This window comes from Isoptericola hypogeus, from assembly GCF_039531145.1.
GTDB classification, from domain to species: domain Bacteria; phylum Actinomycetota; class Actinomycetes; order Actinomycetales; family Cellulomonadaceae; genus Isoptericola; species Isoptericola hypogeus.
Map to the genome: position 1 here is coordinate 325,338 of NZ_BAAAPM010000009.1, position 24,999 is coordinate 350,336.

Here is a 24,999-nt window from a genome sequence, read left to right on the forward strand (position 1 = left end):
AGCGCCGCCGTCGTGTCCTGCGTGTGATCGTCAGCCCTGCGCGCGGGACTCGAGGAACGCCAGCAGCGTGCGCACGCCGACGCCGGTGCCGCCGGCGGGCGTGTAGCCGAACGGCGACTTCTCGTTGTACGCCGGGCCGGCGATGTCGAGGTGCGCCCACGGGACGTCGCCCACGAACTCGGCGAGGAAGTGGCCGGCGAAGAGCATCCCGCCCCAGCGCTCGGGGGAGGAGTTCACCATGTCCGCGACGGTCGACTTCAGGCCCGCCTTGAGCTCCTCCGGCAGCGGCATCGGCCAGAAGGCCTCGCCGGCGGTGTCCGCGGCGACCTTCACCTCGTCGCGCACGTCGTCGGAGCCCATGACCCCCGACGTGCGGTTGCCGAGCGCCACCATCTGCGCACCCGTCAGGGTGGCGATGTCCAGGACGACGTCGTGGCCGTCCTCGACCGCGGACACGAGACCGTCCGCCATGACGAGGCGACCCTCGGCGTCGGTGTTGGTGACCTCGACGGTCTTGCCGCCGCGGATCGTGACGACGTCCGCCGGGCGCTGCGCGTTGCCGCCCGGCATGTTCTCGGCCAGGCACAGGTAGCCGGTGACGGCCACGGGCAGCCCGAGGCGCGCGGCGGCGAGGACGGTGTGCAGCACTGCCGCGGCGCCCGCCATGTCGGACTTCATCGCCGGCATGCCCGCCGGCGGCTTGAGCGAGATGCCGCCGGTGTCGAAGGTGATGCCCTTGCCGACGACGGCGACCTTCTGCTTCGCCTTCGCGGGCGCGTACGCGAGCTTGACCATGCGCGGGCCGCGGGCGGAGCCCTGGCCGACGCCGACGAGGCCGCCGTAGCCGCCCGCCGCGAGCTGCTTGTCGTCCAGCACCGTGACCTTGACGCCCTTGGCGCCGAGCTCCTTCACGGCCGCCTTGGCCGCGTCGGCGAACGCCCCCGGGAACAGGTCGTTCGGCGGCGCGTTCACCAGGTCGCGCGCGCCGTGCACGGCCGCGGCGAGCACCTCGGCCCGCCCGACGGCGGCCTTGGCGCGGGCCGAGCGGGCGAAGGAGGTGACCACCTCGAGGCTGCCGACCGGCGCCCGCTTGGCCGCGACGTCCGCACCGCGGTAGCGGGTGTAGGAGTACGCGCCGAGCAGGGCGCCCTCCACGACCGCGGCGAGCTCCTCCTCGTCCACGGCGGGCAGTGCGAGCGCCACGTGCGCGGTGCCGGCGAGGTCGCGCACGGCGGCACCGGCGGCGCGTCGGAGGCTCTCGTGGGAGAACGTGCCGTCGGCGTCGCGCTCGCCCAGGCCGGTCAGCACGAGGACGTCGGCCTTGACGCCGTCGCCGGCCGGGAGCTTGCGCACCTCGTCGGCGGCGCCGGTGACGCCGAGCCGCGGGGCGAGGTTCTCGATCTGCCGCACGAGGTCGGTGGGCAGCTGGTCCGCGACGACGGCGACGCCGTCAGACGTGGAGCAGGTCCCGACGACGAGCGCGTCGGCCTTGAGGGTGGTTGGATTCTTGGCGGTGAGGGTGAGGTCTGCCACCCGCCGATGCTATCGCCGCCCCCGGGCCCGGTCGCACCGGGGCGGCCCGGTAGTCTGCGGGCGTGGTCCTTCCCCTGCTGATCCTCGTCGTCGTGGCGTGCGCGGCGCTCGCCGGGTGGGCGCTGTGGTTCGTCGCCCGGGACCGGGCCGTGATCCTGCGGCAGCTCTTCGGCGCCGCGGTCGTCGAGGCGCTGCTCGTGGTGCAGGCGGTGCTCGCCGGAGTCCTGATGGCGACCCGCGACCACGCCGTCGACGGCCCGCTGTTCTGGGGTTACGTCGCCACCGCGCTCGTGATCCTGCCCGTCGCCGCGGTCTGGGCGTTCGCCGAGCGCACCAAGTGGTCGTCGGTCGTGCTCGCGGTCGCCGCCCTGACGGTGGCGTTCCTCGACTGGCGGCTGTGGCAGATCTGGGGGGCCGGCGCATGACCCGCGCCGACGCGACGCCGGCCGACCCGGGCGCGACGCCCGCCCGCCGCACGGGTTCCGGGTTCGGCCGCCTGCTCGTGACCGTCTACGGCGTTCTCGCCTTCGCCGCGCTCGGCCGGTCGTCGTACGAGCTGGCGACGAAGTTCACCGAGGCCCCCGTCGCCTACTCCCTGTCGACGCTGTCGGCCGTCGTCTACGTGATCGCCACGCTGGCGCTCGCCAAGGGCGGGCCGCGCTGGCGGGTCGTCGCCTGGGTGACGGTGGCCTTCGAGGCGGTCGGGGTGGTCGCGGTCGGGACGGCGTCCGTCGTCGCGCCCGACGTCTTCGGCGAGACCACGGTGTGGTCCGGCTTGGGCCAGGGCTACGGGTACATCCCGCTCGTCCTGCCGTTCGTCGGGCTCTGGTGGCTCTGGCACACTCGGCCGAGCCGGCCGCACGCCGTCCCCCGGCCCGGCCGCACGCACGACTCCTCGACCACCCCGCACCCGGAGGCCTGATGAGCCCGTACACCCTGCTGTTCAACGGCGTCTTCCGCCGGATGGACCCCGAGCGTGCGCACGAGCTCGCGTTCCGCGCGATCGCGTGCGCCGGGCGGGTCCCCGTGCTGCGCGACGTCGTGCAGGGCGCGCTCGCGCCGTACCTGGGCCGCGGGCTCGGCGGGCCGGGGAGCATCGACGTGCTGGGTCGTACGGTGCCCGCGCCGTTCGGCCTGGCGGGCGGGTTCGACAAGAACGCCCGGGCGATCCGCGGCCTGACGATGCTCGGCTTCGGCTTCGTCGAGATCGGCACCGTCACGCCGCGCCCGCAGCCGGGCAACGAGCGCCCGCGCATGTGGCGCGAGCTCGACGTGCGGGGCGTCCGCAACCGGATGGGCTTCAACAACGACGGCGCCGCGGCGGCCGCCGCCCGGCTGCGCGACCTGCGCGCCACCCCCGCGGGCCGCGCCGTCGTCGTCGGCGCCAACATCGGCAAGAACAAGACGACGCCCGCCGAGCGGGCCGCCGACGACTACGCCGCGTGCGCGCGCGAGCTGGCCCCGTGGTCGGACTACCTGGTCGTCAACGTCTCGTCCCCCAACACGCCGGGCCTGCGCGACCTGCAGACCACCGCCGAGCTGCGCCCGATCCTGACCGCCACCCGCGAGGCGGCGGACGAGGCGACCGCCGCCGCGGGGGCGCGCCGTGTCCCGCTGCTCGTGAAGATCGCCCCCGACCTGGCGGACGAGGACGTCGACGCGGTCGCGGACCTCGTCGACGAGCTCGGGCTCGACGGCGTCGTCGCAGTGAACACGACGATCGGCCACGGCCGCGGCCCGGGCGGGCTGTCCGGCCCCCCGCTGCTCGAGCGCGGCCTGCAGGTCGTCTCCCGGCTGCGCGCGCGCCTCGGCGCCGGCCCGGTGATCATCGGCGTCGGCGGGGTGACGGGCGCCGACGACGTGCGCGCCTACCTGCGCGCGGGGGCTGATCTCACCCAGGGGTACACGTCGTTCGTCTACTCCGGCCCGCTGTGGCCGTCGCGGGTCAACCGGGCGCTGACACGCACGCGGGGATCGCTGGCCGCCGGAAGCATCGCCGGCGCGGCGTCCGGGGACACCTCCGGGAGCGCCGCGTGATCCGGCCCCGCTGGGAGTGGGCGGTCGACGACGCCACGGGCGGCGCGGTGCCCGACGTGACGAGCCCGGTCTTCACCACCCAGTACGACGCCGAGCAGTGGCTCGGCGAGCACTGGCGCGAGCTCGCGGCCGCCGGCGCGACGGTCGCCCGGCTGCTGCACGACGGCGCCCAGGCGACGCCGGGCGTCGAGCTGCGCACGCCCTGAGCGGCGCCCGGACGGCGGAGAGCGGCCGGTGGACGCGCCCGGGCGTCCCTCCGCGCCTCTCGTGATCTCGGCCGAGGCGGGCTCGGGTCACGTGACCTGAGCCCAGGCGCGGGCGAGCCGGTCCGCGGCGTCCCGCAGCTGCTCGGGCTCGCGCGTGAACGTGAGGCGCACCCGGTCGCGGGCGGAGCCGTCGGGGGTGAACACCGGGCCCGGCGTGACCAGGAGGCCGTGCGCCACCGCCGCCGCCGCGAGCCCCTGGGCCGTGGGCCGCCCGAGGTCGACCCACAGACACAGCCCGCCCGCCGGCACCGGCACCCGCCAGTCGGGGACCGCCTCGCGGACCAGGTCGACGAGGAGGTCGCGCCGCGCCCGGAGCCCGTCGAGCCGCTCCGGCAGGATCTCCTCGCGCCGGGCGAGCAGCTCGACCACGGCGAGCTGCTCGAGCACGGGGGTCGCGATGTCGGCGGACTGGCGTACCCGGGCCAGCCGCCGCACGACCTGCGCGTCGGCCCGCACCCAGCCGACGCGCACCCCGCCCCAGAACGACTTGGACGCCGACCCGATCGTGACGACGTGCGGCGACGCGCCGTCCCCGGCGAACGGCTCCGGCACCTCGGCCCCCGGGTCCAGCGCGAGGTCGGTGAGGGTCTCGTCGCCGACCACCGGCACGCCGTACCGGTCGGCGACGTCGCGTGCGGCCGCGCGTGCCTCGGCGGACAGGGTGGCGCCGGTGGGGTTGTGGAAGTCCGGGACGAGGTACACGAGCCGGGGGCGGGTGCGTCGAACTGCCGTGGCGAGCGTCTCGACGTCTCCCACGGGCACGCCGACCACGCGACCGCCTGCGTGTCGGAGGGGCTCGAGCGCGTGGTAGTACGTGGGCGACTCGACCACGGCGGTCTCCCGGGGACCGACGAACGTCTGGGCGAGCAGCGCGATCGCCTGCTGGGCGCCTGTCGTCACGAGGATCTGGTCCGCCGTCGTGGGCACGCCACGGGCCGTGTACCGGGCGGCGATCGCCTCCCGGAGCGGCGTGATGCCGAAGTGCGCGTAGCCGCCCGTGCCGAGGTAGCCGGGCAGGTCCTCCAGCGCACGGGCGTACGCGTCGTGCAGGGCGGGGGTGGCCGACGGCGTCGCCTGGGCGAGGTCGATCGCCGCTCCGCCCGGCGCGTCCGGCATGCCCGGCCGCCTGGCGCCGCGCCCGTCGGGGCGCCGCGCCCGCGGGTCGGCCGCGGGGGCGTCGCCCGCGCGCAGCGGGGCGCCGTCCAGGCCGGCGGCGGCGCGGCGGGGCAGCGTCGTCACGGTGCCGGACCCGACCCGGCTGGTGAGGAACCCGAGGTCGCGCAGGCGGGAGTACGCGCCCGAGGTCGTGGTCCGCGAGACGCCCAGGGCCGCGGCGAGCTCGCGCTCGCTCGGCAGCCGGGTGAGGGGCGCGAGCGTCCCCGCGAGGACGGCGGCGCGCAGCGCGTCGGCGAGCGCGACGTAGGCGGGGCCGCCCGCGCGCCAACCGCCCAGCAGCCGGGCGACCGCGGCGGGGGAGACCTGGCGCACGGCGCGGGGCGCCGCCGTGGGGCGGGTCGCGGACCTCGGGTCCGGGCGGACGGTGCTCGCGTGCTGCAGGGAGGTGACGGTCACGGTGCCACTGTCCCCCCATTGGCTATGGATCACAAGGCCATTCGGCAGCCAGGGTGGAGGCATGAGCCGTACCACCGTGGATCGCCCGACCGTGCCGACCGGTGCGACGAGCCCGACGAGCGCGACCAGCGCGACCAGCCAGGCCGGTGCGACGAGCCCGACGAGCCCGACGAGCGCGACGAGCGCGACCAGCCAGACCAGTGCGACCAGCCCGACCGGTGCGACCAGCCCGACCAGTGCGACGAGCGCGACGAGCTTGTCGAGCGTGACGATGGCGCCGACGCGGCGCGGCGCGCAGCTGGTCCTCGGGCTGGGTGCCTACACATGGTCGATGGCGATGCTCCTGCACGCCGGGCTGGGCGGCACGCCGTGGGACGTGCTCCACCAGGGCGTGGTGCGGTCGACCGGCCTCGGGTTCGGCGCCGTCGTCGCGCTCACGTCGGTGCTCGTGCTGCTCGCCTGGGTGCCGCTGCGGCAGCGGCCCGGCATCGGGACGGTGGCGAACGTCGTCGTCATCTCGGTGGCGATCGGGCCGTCCCTGGCCGCCGTCGGCTGGCTCGTCCCCGACCCCGGCACGGCGGCGCGTGTCGGCCTCGCCGCCGGCGGCATCGTGCTGAACGGCGTGGCCACCGCCGCCTATATCGGTGTCCGGCTCGGCCCCGGCCCGCGTGACGGCCTCATGACGGGTCTCGTGACGCGCACCGGCTGGTCGGTCAGGCTGGTCAAGACGGGCATCGAGGTGACGGTCGTGGTGGTCGGCGTGCTGCTTGGCGGCACGTTCGGCTGGGCGACGATCGCCTACGCGTTCGGCGTCGGCCCTGTGGTCCAGGCGGCCGCCCGGTGGCGCTGGCTGGTCCCCGCGGGCCTCACGGCCGCCGGACCCTCGCGGACGGCGCGCGCGGCCGGCGACGAGCCCGCCGAGGGGCCCGGCGACGCAACGACGCGCCGGGCTCGCCAGATCTCCCGCGCCCTCGACGTGATCCGCAGCGAGCACGGTCGCTGACCGCGCGGGCGGGTGCGGCGTCGACGCTCGGCCATCACAGGGCTGGCTGCGGGCTTCACGGGGCCGGGCATCAGCTTGCGGCAGAAGGTCGCGGACCGTCGCATCCGAGGGTCCGGTAGACGGCCCGGCGGCCCGGCGCGCCGCGAGCGACGCGCAGGCGGCGCCGCGCCTGCCGACGTAGCGCCCGGTGATGATTCCCTGCGCGGAACCGTCACCGGGCGCTACGTCGGCACGGGGGTCAGGCCACGCGGGCCTGCGGGGCGTTCTTCGCGGTGAGGCCCGGGTCGCGCTCGACGACGTCGCCCAGCACGTCGTCGATGCGCGCCATGAGCTCGGCGGGGATGGTCACGCCGGAGGCCTTGACGTTCTCCGCCACCTGCTCGGGCCGGGAGGCGCCGACGAGCGCGGCGGCGACGTTGTCGTTCTGCAGCACCCAGGCGACGGCGAGCTGCGCCATCGACAGGCCGAGCTCGTCGGCCACGGGCCGCAGGCCCTGCACCCGGGCGAGCACGTCGTCGTTCATGAAGCGCGAGATCATCTTCGCCCCGCCCTTGTCGTCCGTGGCGCGCGAGCCGGCGGGCAGCGGCTGCCCGGGCACGTACTTGCCGGACAGGACGCCCTGCGCCATCGGCGACCAGACGATCTGCGAGAGACCGGCCTCCTTCGAGGCGGGCACGACCTCGTCCTCGATGACCCGCCACAGCATCGAGTACTGCGGCTGGGAGGAGATGAGCTGGAAGCCGAGCTCCTTCGCGAGCGCGGCGCCGGCGCGGATCTGGTCCGCCGTCCACTCGGAGACACCGATGTACAGCGCCTTGCCCTGCCGGACGACGTCGGCGAACGCCTGCATCGTCTCGACGAGCGGCGTCTCGGTGTCGTACCGGTGCGCCTGGTAGAGGTCGACGTAGTCGGTGCCCAGGCGCTTCAGCGAGCCGTCGATCGACTCCATGATGTGCTTGCGCGACAGGCCGGTGTCGTTGGGGCCGCCGGGGCCGGTGGGCCAGTACACCTTGGTGAAGATCTCGAGCGACTCGCGCCGCTCGCCCGCGAGGGCGTTGCCGAGCACCTGCTCGGCCTTGGTGTTCGCGTAGACGTCGGCGGTGTCGAACGTCGTGATGCCGGCGTCGAGCGCGGCGCGCACGCATTGCGTCGCGACGTCGTTCTCCACCTGGGAGCCGTGGGTGAGCCAGTTGCCGTAAGTGATCTCGGAGATCTTCAGACCGCTGTTGCCGAGGTACCGGTAGTTGACCATGTCGGTCACCCTACGGCCGGACGCGGACGGTCCGGCACGGACGGTTCAGGGACGGACGGTCACTCCGGCCAGACGCCGTGCTTCTTGGACTGCGGCTTGGGCAGGCGCGAGCGGCGGATCTGGAAGGCGCGCATCACGGCGTACATCATCGTGCCCTTGGGCACGTCGCCGAACTTGGCGAGCAGGCGCTTCTTCAGCCCGCGCCACAGCAGGAACGCGTCGGCGATCGTCAGCAGCACGACCGCGTACAGCAGCACGAGGACGAGGCTCGCCATGGTCACGTTCTGCATGAAGACCAGGTTGAGCACGATGAAGCCGAACGCGACGGGCAGGAAGAACTCGCCCAGGTTCCAGCGCGCGTCGACGTAGTCGCGCACGTACCGCTTGAGCGGGCCCTTGTCGCGCGGCGGCAGGTGGCGCTCGTCGCCGGTCTGCATCGCCTTGTACTCGAGGTTGCGCTGCTCGCGGGCCTTCTCGCGCGCGGCCTTCGTGGCGGCCTTGCGGTCGTTCGGCACGAGCGGGCGCTTGTTGGCGGCCTGCGCGACGTTGCGCTTGGGCGTGGGCCGGCCCTTGCCTGCCGGGGCGCCGGCCTGCTCGATCTCGGCCGCGGCGTCGACCGGGTCGGGGGTCTCGGGGGTGGACGACGGCGCGCCTGACTTGTTGCGGGAGAACACGCCCCCAGGGTAGTCGAGCCCGGCGCCGGTCGGGGTCACGGTTCACCGCCGGCAGACGGGGCGCGTCCGGGCCGGACGGCGCGGGATGCGCGGGTAGCGTGGGCCCGTGACTGACACGACGACCCCTGCCGCCGGTGCGGCGAGCGACCCGGACCAGGTCCGGGCCCTGCGCGCGCACGTCGACGCACTCTTCCCCGCCCTGCAGACCGACCTCGAGGCGCTGGTGCGGATCCCGAGCGTCTCCGCGGCCGCCTTCGACCAGGCGCACGTCGCGGCGAGCGCCGAGGCCGTCGCGGCCCTGCTGCGCGGCGTCGGGCTGCCCGATGTCCACATCCTGCGCTCCGCCCGACCGGACGGCGCGCCGGGCGCCCCTGCCGTCGTCGCCCGCCGCCCGGCGCCCGAGGGCGCGCCGACGGTGCTGCTGTACGCGCACCACGACGTGCAGCCGCCGGGCGACGCCGCCACGTGGGACACCGACCCGTTCGAGCCGGTGCAGGTCGGGGAGCGGCTGTTCGGCCGCGGCGCGGCCGACGACAAGGCTGGCGTGATGGCGCACGTCGGCGCGCTGCGAGCCCTGTCCGCGCTCGGCGGGGAGCTCGCGGTCGGGGTGACCGTCTTCGTCGAGGGCGAGGAGGAGTCCGGGTCGCCGAGCTTCCACCGGTTCCTGACCGAGCACCGCGACCTGCTGGCCGCCGACGTCATCGTCGTCGCGGACTCCACCAACTGGAAGGTGGGCGTGCCTGCCCTCACCACGTCGCTGCGCGGTCTGGTCGACGGCGTCATCGAGGTCGAGGTGCTCGGCCACGCCGTGCACTCGGGCATGTTCGGCGGCCCGGTGCTCGACGCCAACACGCTGCTCGCCCGGCTGGTCGCCACCCTGCACGACGACGCGGGCGAGGTCGCCGTCGCGGGCCTCGTCGTCGCGCCGGAGCCCGAGGTCGACTACGACGAGGCCGCGTTCCGCGCCGACGCGTCCGTGCTCGACGGCGTCGCCCTCGCGGGCACCGGCAGCATCGCCGGCCGGCTGTGGACCAAGCCGGCCCTGTCCGTCATCGGCATCGACGCCACCAGCGTGGCCCACGCCTCCAACACCATCGCGCCGCGGGCGGCGGCGAAGCTTTCGCTGCGCATCCCGCCCGGTCAGGACCCGCAGGCGGCCGAGGACGCGCTGCGCGCCCACCTGGAGGCGCACGCCCCGTTCGGCGCGCGCGTGACCTGGCGGCCGGGGGAGCAGGGCAAGGCGTTCCACGCCGCGGAAGACTCCCCGGCGATGCGGGCCGCCCGTGCCGCGTTCGCCGCCGCGTGGGGCACCGACCCGGTGGACATCGGCGTCGGGGGATCCATCCCGTTCATCGCCGACCTACTCGAGCAGTTCCCCGCCGCCGCGATCCTCGTCACTGGCGTCGAGGACCCGGACTCGCGCGCGCACGGTGCCAACGAGTCGGTGCACCTGGGCGAGCTCCGCAAGGTCGTGCTCGCCGAGGCGCTGCTGCTGCGCCAGGTGGCCGGGCTGACCGGGGCCCCGGCGTGACCGGCGGGCCCACGACGGCCGCGTTCGAGGAAGCGGCCGCGCGGACCCGGATGATCGCGCTGCTGCCGTGCGGCGACGTCGACGAGATGGCCACCTTCTGGACGGCGCTCGGCCTGGAGCTCACCTACCGCCAGCTCCGGCCTTATCCGGTCGTCGCGCTCGCCCGAGGCGGGATCGCGCTGCAGTACTACGGGATGCCGGACTGGGACCCGGACGCGAGCCACTCCACGTGCGTGCTCGTCGTGCCGGACACGGAGCCGGTCTACGACGCGTTCGCCGCGGGCCTGCGCGCCCTGCACGGCCGCCTGCCGGTGTCGGGTGCCCCGCGGGTGACGCGCCCGCGCAAGCGCGCCAACAACGCGGGGCTCAGCGGCTTCAGCGTGGTCGACCCGGCGGGCAACTGGGTGCGCGTCTCCCGCGCGCCCGACGACGCCACGCAGTTCACCGTGGGCGAGGGCGGGACCATGACGTGGGAGTCGGGCGGCGGCGGCCCGCTGGCTCGGGCCACCGAGAACGCCGTCGTGGTCGCCGACTCCAAGGGCGACGTGCCGCAGGCGCGCAAGCTCCTGTCCGGCGCCGTGCGCCGGGCGCGCGCCGGTGCGACGGTGCCGCCCTCGGTCGAGCTGGCCCCGGCGCTCGCGTACCTCGTCGAGCTGTGCGTGCGCGACGGCGACCGCGCGGCCGCCGACGCGGCGTGCGCGGAGCTCGAGGAGCTCGCGGGCACTACGACGCGCGCCGACGAGCGCGACGCGGTCGAGGCGGCGCTCACCGAGGCGCGGGCCACCCTGCGCGACACCTGAGCCGAGCCCGAGCACGTGGGGACGAGCCGGCTGGAACCCGGTGTCGAGTTCCAGGCGGGTCCGAGTCCGAGCGCTGCGGGGTCAGGCCGGGCTGGCGTCGCGGTGCGCGACGTCGAGCGCCCGCGCCCAGGCGGCGACGTCGTCGGGCAGCTCCGGGCTGGTGGCGGGGGCGTCCGGGCCCATGAGCGCGACGACGTCGGGCGCGGGGACGCGCAGGCCGCCCGGGCCGAGGAAGCGGCCGGCCACGTACCCCTTCGCGGCGACCCGACCCCCGCACGTGAACACCTGCTCGATGTACACGACGCGCTCGTCCCAGCCGAGCACGCGGGTGGTGATCTCGACCCGGTCCCACAGCTGGAGCGAGCGCTTGTAGGTCATGGTCGACGCGGCGACGACCGGGTACCACTTGCGGTCTCCGATCTTGCGGAAGCCGTCGATGTCGGCGATGTAGTTGGACCGCGCCACGTCCATCATCTGCAGGTACGCGCCGTTGTTCACGTGCAGGTAGAGGTCGAGGTCGCCCGGGTGCACGCGCAGCCGCGTCACGGACGGGTCCAGCAAGCCCCGGCCGGGGACCGGCTTGCGCGGCCTCAGGGACGCCCACGTGAGCTGGATCATTCGAGTCACGCGAGCAGGATATGTCTCCGACCGCGAGTATCAGGTAACGGACGGCGGACCGCGTCAGACCGGGGGAGCGGGGTCGTACTGGATCGCCCGCCGCACGGCGCGGGCGACGTCGACGGACTCGAGCCGGGCCACGAGGTGCAGCGCCATGTCGATGCCGGCCGAGACGCCGGCCGCGGTCACGACGTCGCCGTCGTCCACGAACCGGGCCTCGGTGTCCACGACGACGCTCGGGTCGAGCGCCGCCAGGTCGTCGTAGTGGTCGCGGTGCGTCGTCGCCGGACGGCCCGAGAGCAGCCCGGCCGCGGCGAGCACCAGCGCGCCGGTGCACACGCTGGCGAGGATCGGCGTCTGCGCGCGCACGAGCCGCAGCCATTCCAGGTGCGTCCGGTCGGCGAGCATCGCACGCGTGCCCCAGCCGCCCGGGTAGACCAGCACGTGCAGCGGCCCGACGTCGTCGGCCGACCGGGACGGCACGAGCCGCATGCCCTTGGCCAGCCGTACGCCGTCGCCGTCGCGGGAGAACGTGCTCACGTGCGGCTTGATCGCGGAATGCTGCTCCCAGGCGGCGAGGACCTCGAACGGCCCGACGACGTCGAGCTCCTCCGCGTCGTCGAAGACGAGGATGCCGACGTGCAGACCGCCGTCCGTGCTCATCGTGGTGCCTTCCTGCCCGGCCGCGCCGGGCGCCCCGCCGGGGTCAGATCCCCGGGAGCGCGAGCATCTGGTCGAGCGCCACGCGCGCCCAGTGCGCGTCGTCGGCGTCGACGACGATGCGGTTGACGACGCGCCCGGCGACCAGCGACTCCATCGCCCACACGAGGTGCGGCAGGTCGATCCGGTTCATCGTGGAGCAGAAGCACACCGTCGAGTCGAGGTAGTGCACCTGCTTGTCCGGGTGCGCCTTGGCCAGGCGGCGCACCAGGTTGAGCTCCGTGCCGATCGCCCACGAGCTGCCCGGCTCCGCGGCGTCCAGCGCCTTGATGATGAACTCGGTCGACCCGACGAGGTCGGCCGCGGACACCACCTCGTTCTTGCACTCCGGGTGCACCATCACCGTGACGCCTGGCACCGCGGCGCGGACGTCGGCGACGTTGCGCTCGGAGAACCGCCCGTGCACGGAGCAGTGGCCGCGCCACAGGATCATCCGGGCGTCGCGCAGCTGCTGGGTGGTGAGCCCGCCCATCGGCTTGCGCGGGTCGAACACCACGCAGTCGTCCAGGCTCATGCCGAGCTGCCGGACGGCGGTGTTGCGGCCCAGGTGCTGGTCCGGCATGAACAGCACCTTGCCGTTGCCGTCGACACCGCCCACCCGGTCGAAGGCCCAGCGGAGCGCGACCTGCGCGTTGGAGGAGGTGCACACGGTGCCGCCGTGGCGGCCGGTGAACGCCTTGATCGCGGCGGAGGAGTTCATGTACGTCACGGGGACGACCTCGTCGGCGATCCCGGCGTCCTGCAGCACCGCCCAGGCCTCCTCGACCTGGCCGATCTCGGCCATGTCCGCCATCGAACACCCGGCGGCGAGGTCGGGGAGCACGACCTGCTGGGCGTCCGAGGTGAGGATGTCCGCGCTCTCGGCCATGAAGTGCACGCCGCAGAAGATCACGAACTCCGCCTCGGGCCGGGCCGCAGCCTCGCGCGCGAGCTTGAAGGAGTCGCCGGTGACGTCGGCGAAGTCGATGACCTCGTCGCGCTGGTAGTGGTGGCCGAGCACGAACGCCCGGTCGCCCAGGGCGGCGCGCGCGGCGCGCGCCCGTTCCACGAGGTCCGGGTCGGACGGCGCCGGCAGGGCGCCGGTGCACTCCACCCCGCGCTCGGAGGCCAGGTCGCGGCCCTGCCCGAGCAGCAGGAGCGCGGAGGGTGCGGGCTCGACGAAGCCGGTCTGCGTACCGGTGGTGCCCGTCGGTTCGTTCAGCAGCGTGCTCACCCGCCACATGTTTCCACAGTGCCGGGCGCACGTGGCCGCGGGGACGACGGCCGGACGCCCGCCCGGCGCGCCGGGTGTGCCACGATCGCCGCATGCACGTGCTGCTGTGCGTCGAGGCCGACGCCGTCACACCGAGGGACGGGGCCGGCGGCGCGGACGACGCCGGTGCCGACGACGTGGGTGCCGGCCGGGGCGGCGCGGCGCGGGCAGCGGCGCTCGCCGCGGCGTGGCGCGGGGCGGCTCCCCGGTGCACGGTGGAGCCGCTGGTGCTGCCGGCCGCGGCCCCCGGTCCGTCGCACCGGCCGGACGGCGGCACCGTGCCCGTCGGCGTCTTCGTCCCGGTCACGTCGCTCGGGCTGGCGAACGTCTCCGAGCGCGTCCCGGCCGCGACCGCGCTGCTGCGCGAGCGGGTCGCCGAGGCCGACCTCGTCGTCGTGCACGTCCCGGTGCTCGACGGCGAGACGCTGCACGGCGGCCCGGTCGCGGCCGCCGCAGAGGCCGCGGCGCCGCACGCGGTGCCGGTCGTGCTGCTCGCCGGGCGCTGCGAGGTCTCCCGCCGGGAGTGGTCCGGGGCGGGCCTCAGCGGGGTCCACGAGGTGGTCGGCGAGGAGGCGGTGGCGCGGGTCGCCCGGACGTGGGCACCGGGCTGGGCCTGAGGCCGGAGCCGCGACGTCGCGCCACGCGGGACGTGATGTGAGCCGCGTCATCGCGCCCGGAGGATTCGCGCGTAGGATCGGGAACAGCCCGACCTGCCCCGCTTGTTGGAGGAAGCATGACCGACACCACCGAGATCGCCACCCACGGCGTGGACATGACCGATTTCGCCGCGACCAAGGTCCGCAGCCTCCTGGAGCAGGAGGGGCGCGACGACCTTCGTCTGCGCGTCGCCGTGCAGCCGGGTGGCTGTTCCGGCCTGATCTACCAGCTGTACTTCGACGAGCGGCTGCTCGACGGCGACGCGCTGCGTGACTTCGACGGCGTCGAGGTCGTCGTGGACCGCATGAGCGTGCCGTACCTCGAGGGCGCGAAGATCGACTTCGCCGACACCATCGAGAAGCAGGGCTTCACGATCGACAACCCGAACGCGGGCAGCTCCTGCGCCTGCGGCGGCTCGTTCGCCTGATCCGCCCGACGCACGGCCCGGTCGCCTCTCGGCGGCCGGGCCGTCGTCATGCCCGGCCGGTGCTACGACGCGGGTCCGAGGCGGACCGTGAGCCGCCAGCACGGCACGTCGGCGTCCTCGTCCTGCTGCTCCTCGCCCACCGGCTCCTCGCCCACGACGGCATGGCCGCGCATCCGGGCCCACGCCGGCACGTCGTGCCGAGCCGCGGGGTCGGACGTCAGCACGGAGAGGAGCGCGCCCGGCGGGAGGTCCCGAGCGCGGGCGGCGAGCCGGATCACCGGCAGCGGGCAGCGCAGGCCGCGCGCGTCGACGACGACCTCCGCTCCTCCCGGGATTCCTTCGGTCACAGCCCGTCCACCCCGAGCAGCTCGCGCACGCGCGCCACCGCTCCCGGGAGCACCGCGAGGAGCAGGTCGACGTCGTCCCCGGTGGTCGAGCGGTCGAGCGCGATCCGCACGTTGCCGTGGGTGAGCACCCCCATCGCGGCGAGCACGTGCGACGGCTCGAGCGTGGCCGCGGTGCACGCGGAACCGGAGCCCACCGCGACGCCGGCGCGGTCGAGCTCGGTCACGAGCGCCTCGCCGTCCACGTAGAGGAACGAGAACGTCGCGACGTGCGGGAGGCGGTCGTCGGGGTCGCCCACGACCTCGACGTCCGGGATCTGCGACACCGTGTGCCGCACCCGGTCCACGAGGGCCCTTCTCCGGGCGTCCTGCTCGGCCCGGTCCGCGGCGACCGCCTGCAGCGCGACCGCCGCCGCGAACGCGGCGGGCACGCTGACGCCCCCCGGGGCCCACGGGTCGGCGTCCTCCGGCCACGGAGCCGTGAGGCGGACCCGCTGGCGGGCGGCCAGCACGCCGACGCCGGCGGGTGCGCCCCAGTCGGCGGGGTCGGCGGCCAGCAGGTCCCACGCGTCCGGGACCGCGTCGTGCCCGATCCCGGCGCCCGCGTCGACGAGCAGCGGCACGCCCGCCGCGCGCGCCGCCTCGTGGGCCGCGGTGACGGGCTGGCGCGTGCCCACCTCCCCGTTGGCGTGCTGGAGCGCGGCGAGCGCGACCCCCGGCTGGGCGACGGCGCGGGCGAACGCCTCGACGTCGACCCGCCCGGACCGGTCCACCGGCACGACCCGCCGCGTGCCGGAGTGCAGCGCGGCCGCGTCCGACGCCGCGTGCAGGACGGCCGCCCGCTCCACGGCGCCGACCACGACGTCGCCGCCCACCCGCCGGCGCGCCGCCGTGGCGCCGAGCACGGCGGCGTGCAGCGCGGTGGTGTGGCTGGCGGTGAACCGCACCTCCTCGGTCCGGGCGCCGAGCGCGGCCGCCACCGCCTCGCGCGCGCCGTCGAGCAGGCGGGCGGCCCGGCGTCCCTCGGTGTGCAGCCGGCGCGGGTCGGCCCAGCCGTCGTCGACCGCCTGGAGGAAGGCCTGGCGGGCGAGCGGGTGCCACGGCGCCCGCCCGCCGCTGTCGAGGAACGCGCGCCGCGGCGATGCGGTGTGGTCCGGCGCAGGGCCGGCAGGTCCGGAGGCGGTGGGGGAGTCGGTGGTGTGCGTCACACGGGGCCTTCGAAGGGTCGGGAGGGTCGCCGGGGCGCCCCGGAGCGAGGTCGGCGGTCACCGCCGTCCGCCACGATCGTGCCACCAGTGCCGGGTGGGGTGCGGAGTTCCGGGCGCCGGGACGGTTTCGGCGCCCTCGGCCCCGCGTCGCGACCGCCCGGTGCCCCTGGGTGCGCGAACCGGACGATCTGACACGCCGGGGCAACGATCTGACACCGCCATCGCGTGTGTACGCAACGAGGCGGATGTGGACGTCGCGTGCGGAAATCGTCACGTCCGGACGGGGGCTTTGCGGCGTCGAAGCGGCGCTCGGCGCGCTAGGCTGCTTCCCATCGAGGACGAAGGTCCTGTCCGCGTGCCCGGTGACCAGGTGGTCCGTGGCGTTCGGGTTCAGGACGTGACGTGAAAGGCCTCCCTTGCACTCGAAGAGCCCCACCCGCACCCGGCGGGTCATCCTGCGCGCGACGGCCATCGCCGGCGCCGTCGCGGTGTTGGCCTCCGGCTGTGCCAGCGACTCCGTCAAGCGCGGATACCTGCCCGGCTACAGCGACGGGGAGGTGACCAACCAGACCGAGCGTCTGACCAACCTCTGGGTCGGCTCCTGGATCGCGGCGCTCGTCGTCGGTGTGATCACGTGGGGCCTGATGCTCTGGTGCGTCGCCGCCTACCGCAAGCGCCGCGACGACCACCAGCTGCCGGTGCAGACCCGGTACCACATGCCGCTCGAGATCATGTACACGGCCGTGCCGACGATCATGATCCTCGTCCTGTTCTTCTACACGGACCGGGACATGAGCGCGGTGCAGGACACGAGCGAAGAGCCGGACGTCAGCATCCAGGTCATCGGCAAGCAGTGGAGCTGGGACTTCAACTACACGACCGACGGCGTCTATGACACCGGGCAGCACCTGCTCGACGTCGGCGGCCAGACCGCCGAGGACGAGCTGGACTCCACGCCCGGCACCTCGCAGGAGCTGCCGACGCTCTACCTGCCCGTCGACGAGACCGTCGAGTTCACGCTCGACTCGCGCGACGTCATCCACTCCTTCTGGATCCCGGCGTTCCTCTACAAGCAGGACATGATCCCGGGCCGCACCAACACCTTCCAGGTCACGCCGACCCGAGAGGGCACCTACGCCGGTAAGTGCGCCGAGCTCTGCGGTGAGTTCCACTCCGGCATGCTCTTCAACGTCAAGGTCGTCGACCGGGCCGAGTACGACGCCCACATGGACGACCTGCGTGACGCGGGTCAGACCGGCGAGCTCGGCCTCGACCTCAACCGCCAGCAGCACCCGTCGTCGGGTGAGACCGAGCCCACCGAGGAGGCCGCAGGCTGATGGCCGCCATCACCGACACCACGCACGGCGTCGAGGTCATTCCAGGCCTCGCCCCGAAGCGTCAGACGCTCGGCCGCACCGTGATCAAGTGGATCACCTCCACCGATCACAAGACGATCGGGTACCTGTACCTCATCACGTCGTTCATCTGGTTCGCCGTGGGCGGCATCCTCGCCCTGCTCATCCGGGCCGAGCTCTTCATGCCCGGCATCCAGGTGGTGCAGAGCAAGGAGCAGTACAACCAGCTCTTCACGATGCACGGCACGATCATGCTGCTGCTGTTCGCGACACCGCTGTTCGCGGGCTTCGCGAACGTCATCATGCCGCTGCAGATCGGCGCGCCGGACGTCGCGTTCCCTCGACTGAACATGTTCGCGTACTGGCTGTTCCTGTTCGGCGGCCTCATCGCCGCCGCCGGCTTCTTCACCCCGCAGGGCGCTGCGTCGTTCGGCTGGTTCGCCTACGCGCCGTTGTCCAACACGACATTCAGTCCAGGGCTCGGGGGAGACCTCTGGGTGTTCGGCCTCGCCCTGGCCGGGTTCGGCACCATCCTCGGTGCGGTCAACTTCATCACCACGATCATCACGATGCGCGCCCCGGGCATGACGATGTTCCGGATGCCGATCTTCACCTGGAACACGCTCGTCACGAGCCTCCTCGTGCTGATGGCGTTCCCGCCGCTGGCCTCGGCGCTCTTCGCTCTCGGCGCCGACCGACGGCTCGGCGCGCAGGTCTTCAACCCGGACAACGGCGGCGCCGTCCTGTGGCAGCACCTGTTCTGGTTCTTCGGCCACCCCGAGGTGTACATCATCGCGCTGCCGTTCTTCGGCATCGTGTCGGAGATCTTCCCGGTCTTCAGCCGCAAGCCGATCTTCGGCTACAAGACGCTGATCTACGCGACGATCGCGATCGCCGCGCTGTCCGTCACCGTGTGGGCGCACCACATGTACGTGACCGGTGCCGTGCTCCTGCCGTTCTTCGCCTTCATGACGATGCTCATCGCCATCCCGACCGGTGTGAAGTTCTTCAACTGGATCGGCACGATGTGGCGCGGCAAGCTCACGTTCGAGACGCCGATGCTGTGGTCGATCGGCTTCCTCGTCACGTTCCTCTTCGGTGGTCTGACGGGCATCATCCTGTCCAGCCCGGCGCTCGACTTCCACCTGTCCGACTCGTACTTCGTGGTGGCCCACTTCCACTACGTCGTCTTCGGCACCGTGGTGTTCGCGATGTTCGCCGGCTTCTACTTCTGGTGGCCCAAGTTCACGGGGCGCATGCTCGACGAGCGCCTGGGCAAGATCCACTTCTGGCTGCTGTTCATCGGGTTCCACATGACCTTCCTCATCCAGCACTGGCTGGGCGTCGAGGGCATGCCCCGCCGGTACGCGGACTACATGCCGGAGGAGGGCTTCACCTGGGAGAACCAGGTGTCCACGATCGGCGCCTTCATCCTGGCCGCGTCGACGCTGCCGTTCCTCTGGAACGTGTACACGACCTGGCGCAACGCGCCGAAGGTCACCGTGGACGACCCGTGGGGCTACGGCCGCTCCCTCGAGTGGGCCACCTCCTGCCCGCCGCCGCGGCACAACTTCACCTCGCTGCCGCGCATCCGCTCCGAGTCCCCGGCGTTCGACCTGCACCACCCCGAGGTCGCGGCGATGGAGCAGGCGCACGTGCGCCAGACCCCGCTCGACCACGTCTACGGTGACGGCGACCGTCACGGGCAGCGCGAGCTGGTGCAGGAACGTCGGGACAGCGAGCTCCGGGAGTCCGGGCAGTCGAGCTCGAGCACGACCGTGATCGACGACCAGCGCCCGGACGAGGAGGAGAACCGCAAGTGAAGATCGAGATCAAGCTGTTCCTGTTCCTCGCGCCGTTCTTCGTCGTCGTCGGCGTCCTGTACGGGCTGTTCACCGACTTCGAGGAGCCGGTGGGTTACCTCGGGATCCCGCTCGTGGGCGCGCTGATGGCCATGGTCGGCGCCTACCTGGCCCTGACCGCGCGTCGTATCGACCCCCGGCCGGAGGACGACGAGGACGGCGAGATCGAGCAGGGCGCCGGCGACCAGGGCGTGTACGCGCCGTGGAGCTGGTGGCCGCTCGCGATCGCCTCGGCCGCCGCGATCGCCTTCCTGGGGCTGGCGGTGGGCTGGTGGGTGCTGTACGTCGGCTTCGTGCTCGGCGTCATCGGCCTCGTCGGCTGGGTCTTCGAGTTCAGCCGGGGCCAGCACGCCCACTGACGGCACCACGTTCGTCCCTCGAGCCCCCGCTCTCTGCCGAGAGCGGGGGCTCGGTCGCTCCCGCGCGCCCACGGGGCCTGGCCCGTCAGCCAGGGCTCGGACGTCACGACGTGGTCACGAGTGCGTGCCTGGGGCGCCGGGGCGTTCCGGTACGCCGCCGGCCCGTGGTGAGATGGTGGTCCCACGACGATCGACGAGGAGTACGCGTGCGCGTCACGAAGAAGTCCACGGTCATGCTCGCCGCTGTGGCGGTCGCCGGCAGCCTGAGCGCCTGCGCGGGAGGCGAGAAGCCCGACGCGCCCTCGGGCGCCGCCGAGGAGGCGGCCGTCGTCCGGCCCGCGAGCCTCACCGAGCTGGCGGGGCAGATGCAGGAGGCCCAGGCCGAGGCCACGTCAGCCCATTTCGAGATGACCTACGGCGGGGAGCTCGCCGAGTCCACCGGGATGACGGGGACGGCCACGTCGGGCGACTTCGCCATGGGCGAGTCCGCCGCGCCCGAGGACATGGAGATGCAGATGACGACCAGCGCCATGGGCATGGACATGGACCTGCGGCTGGTCGACGGCACCATGTACATCGGCATGGGCAGCCTGACCGAGGGCAAGTTCCTCACGGCCACGTTCGAGGAGCTGGCAGACGACCCGAACATGGCGGGCACCCTCGACTCCATGACGTCCATGGACGCCGGCGCACAGGCGGAGGCCATGGCTGACGCGGTGACCTCGTTCGAGCACGTCGGGACCGAGGACATCGACGGCGTCGAGGCTGACGTGTACACGATGGTCGTGGATCCCACCAAGGTCGAGGGCGCTGCGGGCCTCGACGAGTCCACGGCGGGCCAGGTGGGGGAGATGACGATGACCTACAAGGTCGGCCCCGACGGCCTGCCGCTGGAGGCCGACGTCGTCATGGACATGGCGGGCCAGGAGCTCACCATGGACATGGCGTTCAGCAACTGGGGCGAGCCCGTCGAGGTCAAGGTGCCCGCGAAGAAGAACACCGTGCCGTACTCGGAGTTCGCTCCGGCCGGCTGACGCCAGGACGCCGTCGTCCCGAGGGGCGACGCCCGGTGGATCGAGAGACCCGAAGGGCCCTGCACGCTGCGTGCAGGGCCCTTCGATGATTTGGTGCCACGCGGCGCCCGGTGCCGTCGCCGTGGCGACGACCGGAGGCGCCGAGCAGGCGGCTCAGGCGGGGACGATGAGGCCCGCCGTCTGGGTGCGGGCCCGGTCGAGGCGGGCGGCCACGTCCTGCCAGTTCGCGATGTTCCAGAACGCCTTGACGTAGTCCGCCTTGACGTTGAGGTAGTCGAGGTAGAACGCGTGCTCCCACATGTCGAGCATGAGCAGCGGCGTGATGCCCACCGGGACGTTGGCCTGCTGGTCGAACAGCTGGAAGATCGCGAGGCGGCCCCCGATCGCGTCCCAGCCGAGCACGGCCCAGCCCGAGCCCTGAATGCCCGTCGCCGTCGCCGTGAAGTGCGCCTGGAAGGCCGCGAAGGAGCCGAACTGGTCCTTGATCGCCTCGGCAAGCTCGCCCTCGGGCTCGCCGCCGCCCTCGGGCGACAGGTTGTGCCAGAACACCGTGTGGTTGGTGTGGCCACCGAGGTTGAACGCGAGGTTCTTCTCGTGCAGGTTGACCGCGGCGAGGTCGCCTGACTCCCGTGCCTCCGCCAGCTTGTCCAGCGCGGTGTTCGCGCCGGCGACGTAGGTCGCGTGGTGCTTGTCGTGGTGCAGCTGCATGATCTTGCCGCTGATGTGCGGCTCGAGCGCGGAGTAGTCGTAGGGCAGGTCAGGGAGCGTGTAGACAGCCATGCTGAGTTACCTCCAGGATCAGGCCGCGGGCCGTGGCCGGCACGCGGCAGGGTCGTCGTCGAGCCTTGGGACCGGTCCTGCTCACCGGCCGGAGACGACGGTGACCCGCGCGCCACGCCCACGTGAGTGGGATCGGGGTGCGCGGGTCACCGTTCCAGCCTGCAGGAGACTCAGTGCTCCCGCTCGACGTTTCCAGACCCCGAGACCAGCTCGGGGGCGGTGTGGGCGGCCTCGAGCTCGTCGTGCTCGCCGTGCGAGTGCGCGGCGGCCAGCTCGGCCGGCGTGACCGGCTCCACCCGGTCCTCGAAGAAGAACCGCGACAGCTTCTGCCAGCGCTTGTCCATCGTGTACCCGGGCCGGCGCACGCCACGCGCGTCGGTGGCGGGCTCGATCTCGAGCGGCCGGCCGGGCTCGTAGTTCACGCGCAGCCAGCGCTCCTGCTCGTCGAGGGGACGGTGCACCTCGATGTACTCGCCGTTGGCGAACCGGACGATGCGGCCCGTCTCGTGCCCGTGCAGGACCAGCTCGCGGTCCTTGCGCTGCAGCCCCAGGCAGATCCGCTTGGTCACCCAGAAGGCGAAGACCGGGCCGACGAAGAACAGGACGCGGAAGACCCAGGTGATCGTGTTGATCGAGAGGCTGAAGTGCGTCGCGATGAGGTCGTTCGACCCGGCGAGCGCCAGGATGATGAACGCCGTGAGGAACGCGACGCCCAGGCCGGTCCGGGTGGGCACGTTGCGCGGACGGTCGAGGACGTGGTGCTCACGGTGGTCGCCCGTCACCTTCGCCTCGACGAAGGGATAGACGAACAGGAACGTGAACAGCAGGCCCGGGATGACCACGGCAGGGATCAGGATGTTGAGCGACAACGTGAAGTCGCCCCACGTGACGATCTCCGTCTGCCCCGGCATGAGACGGAGCGATCCCTCGAGGAACAGCATGTACCAGTCCGGCTGGGCTCCCGCGGACACCGGGGACGGGTCGTAGGGACCGTAGTTCCAGACGTTGTTGATCGCCATCGTGCCGCCCATGAGGGCGAGCACGCCGAAGATGATGAAGAAGTTGCCGCCCATCTTCGTGGCGAACGCGGGCACCGCGGGGGAGCCGACGACGTTCTGGTGGGTGCGCCCGCCGCCCGGGTACTGGGTGTGCTTGTTGAGCACCATGAGGAACAGGTGCACGCCGACCAGCGCCAGCAGGAGTGCGGGGACGACCAGGATGTGCAGCGTGAACAGGCGCGGGATGATGTGCTCGCCCGGGAACTCGCCGCCGAAGACGAAGTACGACAGGTACGAACCGATGATCGGGATCGACTTGATGACGCCGTCGGTGATGCGCAGGCCGTTGCCGGAGAGCACGTCGTCGGGCAGCGAGTAGCCGGTGAACCCGGCCAGCAGGCCGAGGATCATCATCGTCACGCCGACGAGCCAGTTCAGCTCGCGCGGCTTGCGGAACGCGCCGGTGAAGAACACGCGCATCATGTGGACCACGATGCCGGCGAGGAAGATGAGCGCCGACCAGTGGTGGATCTGCCGCATGAGCAGGCCGCCGCGCACCTCGAACGACATGTTGAGCGTGGACGAGAAGGCCGTGGACATGAGCTGCCCGTCCATGGTGGCCGGCGGTCCGTGGTGGTGGACCAGCGCCATCGACGGGTCGAAGAACATGGTCAGGAAGAAGCCGGACAGGATCAGCACCACGAAGGAGAAGAGCGCGATCTCGCCGAGCATGAAGGACCAGTGGTCCGGGAAGACCTTGCGGACGAGCTGCTTGGTGAGGACGCCGAGCTTGGTCCGCTGGTCGAGGTAGTCGGCGGCCTTGCCGACCGGGGTGGTCGGTTCCGCCACGGAGGAGGGGGTCGTGGTACTCACTTCAGGCGCTCCCAGTAGCTCGGGCCGACAGGCTCGTTGAAGTCGTCCTCCGCCACGAGGTAACCCTCGTCGTCCACCGTGATCGGCAGCTGAGGCAGCGGGCGCTTGGCCGGGCCGAAGACCACCTTCGAGCCGTCCGCGATGTCGAACGTCGACTGGTGGCAGGGGCACAGCAGGTGGTGCGTCTGCTGCTCGTACAGGGCGACCGGGCAGCCGACGTGGGTGCAGATCTTGGAGTAGGCGACGATGCCGTCGTACGAGGCGCCCTCGCGGTGGTCACGCTTGAGGTCGCGCGGGTCGAGGCGGACCAGCAGCACGACGGCCTTGGCCTTCTCGGTGATCCACTCGTGCGACTCGCGCTCCTCCTCCGACACGTCGGGGATGACGTGCGCGACGGATCCCACGGTGAGGTCGGACGCCTTGATGAGGCGACCCGACGGGTCGTAGGCGAGACGGACGCCCTTCTTCCAGATCGTGTGGCGGAACTTGCCGACGTTCCAGTCGCCGCCGACGCTCGAGACGAGCGGCACCGCGATCGAGAGCGGGAACAGGGCGAGCGCGAGGCCCACCGACCCGAGGAGCACCGGGCGCCGGGCGAGGCCCGAGTCCTTGTACCCGTCCTGGAACTGGGTCGCGACGGCCGAGCGCACCTCGTCCGAGCTGCTGCTCGAGTGCCGCTCCTCGGTGTACTCCTTGCTGGACATCAGGGTCTTGGCCCAGTGCACGGCGGCGATGCCGATCCCGAGCAGGGACACGGCCATGGCCACGCCCAGCAGCATGGTCGAGGTGCGGACCCCGGCGGTGGTGCCGTCGGGCCGCACTGCGAAGTAGGCGACCAGCGAGCCGATGGTCCCGATGCAGGAGATGACGAAGATCAGCGCGATCAGGCGCTCGTTGCGCTTGGCCGCCTTCGGGTCGGTGTCCGCCAGGCGGTGCTTGTGCTCGGGCACCCCGGGGTCGTCGAACCGGTCGACCTGGGCCAGCGTCCCGTCGCCGCCGTGGGGCGTGACGTCGCCCGAGGGCTGGGGGTTCTGGTTCTCGCTCACGAGGACTTTGCTCCGATCCACACTGCGGCACCGATGATCAGACCCAGGCCCACGATCCAGGCCCACAGGCCTTCGGAGACCGGGCCGAGCGACCCGAGGGCCAGGCCGCCGGCGGAGCCCTCGCGCTGCTCGTCGAGGAACGCGATGATGTCGCGCTTCTCGTCAGGGGTGATGTTGGCGTCGTTGAACACCGGCATCGACTGCGGGCCGGTGAGCATCGCCTGGTAGATGTTGCGCTCCGACGTCTCGAAGAGCGACGGGGCGAACTTGCCCTCGGACAGGGCGCCACCGGCGCCGACGGCGTTGTGGCACATCGCGCAGTTGGTGCGGAACAGCGCCATGCCGTTCGCAGCGTCACCCTGGCTGCCGTCGATCTGCTCGTCGGTCGGGATCGCGGGACCGGCGCCGAGCGAGGCGACGTACGCCGCGAGTGCCGCCGTCTGCTCCTCGTCCATCTGCGGGGGCTTGGCCTCGGCCTGCGGGCCGTTCATCTGCATGGGCATCCGGCCGGTGGAGACCTGGAAGTCGACCGCCGCAGCGCCCACGCCCACGAGCGACGGCGCCTGCGTGGTGCCCTCCGCGTTGGGGCCGTGGCACGTGGCGCAGTTGGCCTGGAAGAGCTTCTTCCCGGTCTCGATGTCCGCGGTGCTGGCGGTGTCTGCCTGGGCCGGGCTAGGTGCCAGGGCGGCGTAGACACCGCCGGTGACCAGCAGCGCCAGCAGCAGCAGCACGACCGGGGCGAACCGGTGGTGCCTGCGGGCGGCGAGTGCCTTCACGAAATGATCCTCGTCTCGCAGA

The 24,999-nt window shown here is 72.9% G+C and carries 26 protein-coding genes; 13 read left to right on the plus strand and 13 right to left on the minus strand.

The window, feature by feature from the left end:
• Positions 1–30 precede the first annotated feature (30 nt).
• The gene (locus ABD254_RS19465) at positions 31–1,533 is read right to left on the minus strand and encodes a leucyl aminopeptidase (RefSeq protein ID WP_344250462.1); all 1,503 of its coding nucleotides are present in this window, start codon (positions 1,531–1,533) and stop codon (positions 31–33) included.
• A gap of 62 nt (positions 1,534–1,595) precedes the next feature.
• Between ABD254_RS19465 and ABD254_RS19470 the strand changes: the two genes are divergently transcribed.
• The 4 genes from ABD254_RS19470 to ABD254_RS19485 are packed head-to-tail and all read left to right on the plus strand — an operon-like array spanning position 1,596 to position 3,776.
• A complete protein-coding gene (locus ABD254_RS19470; protein WP_344250463.1) occupies positions 1,596–1,958 on the plus strand; it encodes a hypothetical protein in 363 nt (120 codons plus the stop codon).
• Positions 1,955–2,455 (plus strand): hypothetical protein, encoded by a 501-nt coding sequence (locus ABD254_RS19475; RefSeq protein WP_344250464.1) that lies wholly within the window; start codon positions 1,955–1,957, stop codon positions 2,453–2,455. The genes ABD254_RS19470 and ABD254_RS19475 overlap by 4 nt, the downstream gene beginning before the upstream one ends.
• On the plus strand, positions 2,455–3,570 hold the full coding sequence (locus ABD254_RS19480; RefSeq protein ID WP_344250465.1) for a quinone-dependent dihydroorotate dehydrogenase: 1,116 nt from the start codon (positions 2,455–2,457) through the stop codon (positions 3,568–3,570). Before ABD254_RS19475 ends, ABD254_RS19480 begins: the two co-directional genes overlap by 1 nt.
• Positions 3,567–3,776, plus strand: coding sequence for a hypothetical protein (locus ABD254_RS19485; RefSeq protein ID WP_344250466.1), 210 nt, complete (start codon positions 3,567–3,569; stop codon positions 3,774–3,776). Before ABD254_RS19480 ends, ABD254_RS19485 begins: the two co-directional genes overlap by 4 nt.
• Positions 3,777–3,863: 87 nt before the next feature.
• Here ABD254_RS19485 and yczR read toward each other — a convergent pair whose 3' ends face one another.
• A complete protein-coding gene (yczR, locus tag ABD254_RS19490; protein ID WP_344250467.1) occupies positions 3,864–5,408 on the minus strand; it encodes a MocR-like transcription factor YczR in 1,545 nt (514 codons plus the stop codon).
• A gap of 61 nt (positions 5,409–5,469) precedes the next feature.
• On the opposite strand from yczR, the gene yczE reads away from it, so the two are divergent.
• Positions 5,470–6,411: a membrane protein YczE gene (yczE, locus tag ABD254_RS19495; protein ID WP_344250468.1), complete on the plus strand. Its 942-nt coding sequence runs from the start codon at positions 5,470–5,472 to the stop codon at positions 6,409–6,411.
• A gap of 238 nt (positions 6,412–6,649) precedes the next feature.
• On the opposite strand, the gene ABD254_RS19500 is transcribed toward yczE, so the two are convergent.
• Positions 6,650–7,663, minus strand: a complete 1,014-nt coding sequence (locus tag ABD254_RS19500; protein ID WP_344250469.1) for an aldo/keto reductase family protein — start codon at positions 7,661–7,663, stop codon at positions 6,650–6,652.
• Positions 7,664–7,722: 59 nt separating this feature from the next.
• The gene (locus tag ABD254_RS19505) at positions 7,723–8,337 is read right to left on the minus strand and encodes a DUF3043 domain-containing protein (protein WP_344250470.1); all 615 of its coding nucleotides are present in this window, start codon (positions 8,335–8,337) and stop codon (positions 7,723–7,725) included.
• A 106-nt stretch (positions 8,338–8,443) separates the two neighbouring features.
• Between ABD254_RS19505 and ABD254_RS19510 the strand changes: the two genes are divergently transcribed.
• Both ABD254_RS19510 and ABD254_RS19515 read left to right on the plus strand, forming a co-directional pair.
• Positions 8,444–9,868: a dipeptidase gene (locus ABD254_RS19510; protein WP_425553873.1), complete on the plus strand. Its 1,425-nt coding sequence runs from the start codon at positions 8,444–8,446 to the stop codon at positions 9,866–9,868.
• Entirely contained in the window at positions 9,865–10,668 is an 804-nt protein-coding gene (locus tag ABD254_RS19515; protein ID WP_344250471.1) for a VOC family protein, read from the plus strand. The genes ABD254_RS19510 and ABD254_RS19515 overlap by 4 nt, the downstream gene beginning before the upstream one ends.
• Positions 10,669–10,749: 81 nt before the next feature.
• On the opposite strand, the gene ABD254_RS19520 is transcribed toward ABD254_RS19515, so the two are convergent.
• From ABD254_RS19520 to nadA, 3 genes are all read right to left on the minus strand, one after another.
• The gene (locus ABD254_RS19520; protein WP_344250629.1) at positions 10,750–11,286 is read right to left on the minus strand and encodes an acyl-CoA thioesterase; all 537 of its coding nucleotides are present in this window, start codon (positions 11,284–11,286) and stop codon (positions 10,750–10,752) included.
• A gap of 63 nt (positions 11,287–11,349) precedes the next feature.
• Positions 11,350–11,949 (minus strand): DJ-1/PfpI family protein, encoded by a 600-nt coding sequence (locus ABD254_RS19525; RefSeq protein ID WP_344250473.1) that lies wholly within the window; start codon positions 11,947–11,949, stop codon positions 11,350–11,352.
• 43 nt (positions 11,950–11,992) lie between these two features.
• Positions 11,993–13,228, minus strand: coding sequence for a quinolinate synthase NadA (gene nadA / locus ABD254_RS19530; protein ID WP_425553874.1), 1,236 nt, complete (start codon positions 13,226–13,228; stop codon positions 11,993–11,995).
• 83 nt (positions 13,229–13,311) lie between these two features.
• Between nadA and ABD254_RS19535 the strand changes: the two genes are divergently transcribed.
• Together ABD254_RS19535 and ABD254_RS19540 are read left to right on the plus strand one after the other, a co-directional pair.
• The gene (locus tag ABD254_RS19535; protein WP_344250475.1) at positions 13,312–13,875 is read left to right on the plus strand and encodes a glycerate kinase; all 564 of its coding nucleotides are present in this window, start codon (positions 13,312–13,314) and stop codon (positions 13,873–13,875) included.
• Between the two features lie 116 nt (positions 13,876–13,991).
• A complete protein-coding gene (locus ABD254_RS19540) occupies positions 13,992–14,342 on the plus strand; it encodes a HesB/IscA family protein (protein ID WP_344250476.1) in 351 nt (116 codons plus the stop codon).
• A gap of 62 nt (positions 14,343–14,404) precedes the next feature.
• Here the strand turns inward: ABD254_RS19540 and ABD254_RS19545 are convergent, their stop codons facing one another.
• Positions 14,405–14,689: a sulfurtransferase TusA family protein gene (locus ABD254_RS19545; protein WP_344250477.1), complete on the minus strand. Its 285-nt coding sequence runs from the start codon at positions 14,687–14,689 to the stop codon at positions 14,405–14,407.
• Positions 14,686–15,894 (minus strand): cysteine desulfurase family protein, encoded by a 1,209-nt coding sequence (locus ABD254_RS19550; RefSeq protein WP_344250478.1) that lies wholly within the window; start codon positions 15,892–15,894, stop codon positions 14,686–14,688. The genes ABD254_RS19545 and ABD254_RS19550 overlap by 4 nt, the downstream gene beginning before the upstream one ends.
• A 416-nt stretch (positions 15,895–16,310) precedes the next feature.
• Between ABD254_RS19550 and ctaC the strand changes: the two genes are divergently transcribed.
• The 4 genes from ctaC (at position 16,311) to ABD254_RS19570 (ending at position 20,504) form a co-directional block, all read left to right on the plus strand.
• Positions 16,311–17,231 carry an aa3-type cytochrome oxidase subunit II gene (ctaC, locus tag ABD254_RS19555; RefSeq protein ID WP_344250479.1) on the plus strand — a complete coding sequence of 307 codons (921 nt, stop codon included), beginning with the start codon at positions 16,311–16,313 and terminating at the stop codon, positions 17,229–17,231.
• Positions 17,231–19,072, plus strand: coding sequence for an aa3-type cytochrome oxidase subunit I (gene ctaD, locus ABD254_RS19560; RefSeq protein WP_344250480.1), 1,842 nt, complete (start codon positions 17,231–17,233; stop codon positions 19,070–19,072). Before ctaC ends, ctaD begins: the two co-directional genes overlap by 1 nt.
• Complete coding sequence (locus ABD254_RS19565) at positions 19,069–19,470, plus strand: cytochrome c oxidase subunit 4 (protein ID WP_344250481.1); 402 nt, start codon at positions 19,069–19,071, stop codon at positions 19,468–19,470. Before ctaD ends, ABD254_RS19565 begins: the two co-directional genes overlap by 4 nt.
• Before the next feature lie 206 nt (positions 19,471–19,676).
• Positions 19,677–20,504 carry an SCO4651 family lipoprotein gene (locus ABD254_RS19570; protein WP_344250482.1) on the plus strand — a complete coding sequence of 276 codons (828 nt, stop codon included), beginning with the start codon at positions 19,677–19,679 and terminating at the stop codon, positions 20,502–20,504.
• Positions 20,505–20,657: 153 nt separating this feature from the next.
• On the opposite strand, the gene ABD254_RS19575 is transcribed toward ABD254_RS19570, so the two are convergent.
• From ABD254_RS19575 to qcrC, 4 genes are all read right to left on the minus strand, one after another.
• Entirely contained in the window at positions 20,658–21,284 is a 627-nt protein-coding gene (locus tag ABD254_RS19575) for a superoxide dismutase (RefSeq protein ID WP_344250483.1), read from the minus strand.
• A 170-nt stretch (positions 21,285–21,454) separates the two neighbouring features.
• Complete coding sequence (qcrB, locus tag ABD254_RS19580; RefSeq protein ID WP_344250484.1) at positions 21,455–23,155, minus strand: cytochrome bc1 complex cytochrome b subunit; 1,701 nt, start codon at positions 23,153–23,155, stop codon at positions 21,455–21,457.
• Positions 23,152–24,201 carry a cytochrome bc1 complex Rieske iron-sulfur subunit gene (qcrA, locus tag ABD254_RS19585; RefSeq protein ID WP_344250485.1) on the minus strand — a complete coding sequence of 350 codons (1,050 nt, stop codon included), beginning with the start codon at positions 24,199–24,201 and terminating at the stop codon, positions 23,152–23,154. Before qcrA ends, qcrB begins: the two co-directional genes overlap by 4 nt.
• Positions 24,198–24,977 (minus strand): cytochrome bc1 complex diheme cytochrome c subunit, encoded by a 780-nt coding sequence (gene qcrC, locus ABD254_RS19590; protein ID WP_344250486.1) that lies wholly within the window; start codon positions 24,975–24,977, stop codon positions 24,198–24,200. Before qcrC ends, qcrA begins: the two co-directional genes overlap by 4 nt.
• Between the last annotated feature and the right edge of the window lie 22 nt (positions 24,978–24,999).

What these genes read in the sequence shown, in the direction of transcription:
- ABD254_RS19500 (WP_344250469.1), bottom strand. Translation starts at nt 7,663, where the DNA reads ATGGTCAACTACCGGTACCTCGGCAACAGCGGTCTGAAGATCTCCGAG.
- ABD254_RS19535 (WP_344250475.1), top strand. Translation starts at nt 13,312, where the DNA reads ATGCACGTGCTGCTGTGCGTCGAGGCCGACGCCGTCACACCGAGGGAC.
- nadA (WP_425553874.1), bottom strand. Translation starts at nt 13,228, where the DNA reads ATGTGGCGGGTGAGCACGCTGCTGAACGAACCGACGGGCACCACCGGT.
- yczE (WP_344250468.1), top strand. Translation starts at nt 5,470, where the DNA reads ATGAGCCGTACCACCGTGGATCGCCCGACCGTGCCGACCGGTGCGACG.
- ABD254_RS19575 (WP_344250483.1), bottom strand. Translation starts at nt 21,284, where the DNA reads ATGGCTGTCTACACGCTCCCTGACCTGCCCTACGACTACTCCGCGCTC.
- ABD254_RS19520 (WP_344250629.1), bottom strand. Translation starts at nt 11,286, where the DNA reads ATGATCCAGCTCACGTGGGCGTCCCTGAGGCCGCGCAAGCCGGTCCCC.
- ABD254_RS19475 (WP_344250464.1), top strand. Translation starts at nt 1,955, where the DNA reads ATGACCCGCGCCGACGCGACGCCGGCCGACCCGGGCGCGACGCCCGCC.
- ABD254_RS19525 (WP_344250473.1), bottom strand. Translation starts at nt 11,949, where the DNA reads ATGAGCACGGACGGCGGTCTGCACGTCGGCATCCTCGTCTTCGACGAC.
- ABD254_RS19480 (WP_344250465.1), top strand. Translation starts at nt 2,455, where the DNA reads ATGAGCCCGTACACCCTGCTGTTCAACGGCGTCTTCCGCCGGATGGAC.
- ctaD (WP_344250480.1), top strand. Translation starts at nt 17,231, where the DNA reads ATGGCCGCCATCACCGACACCACGCACGGCGTCGAGGTCATTCCAGGC.
- ABD254_RS19540 (WP_344250476.1), top strand. Translation starts at nt 13,992, where the DNA reads ATGACCGACACCACCGAGATCGCCACCCACGGCGTGGACATGACCGAT.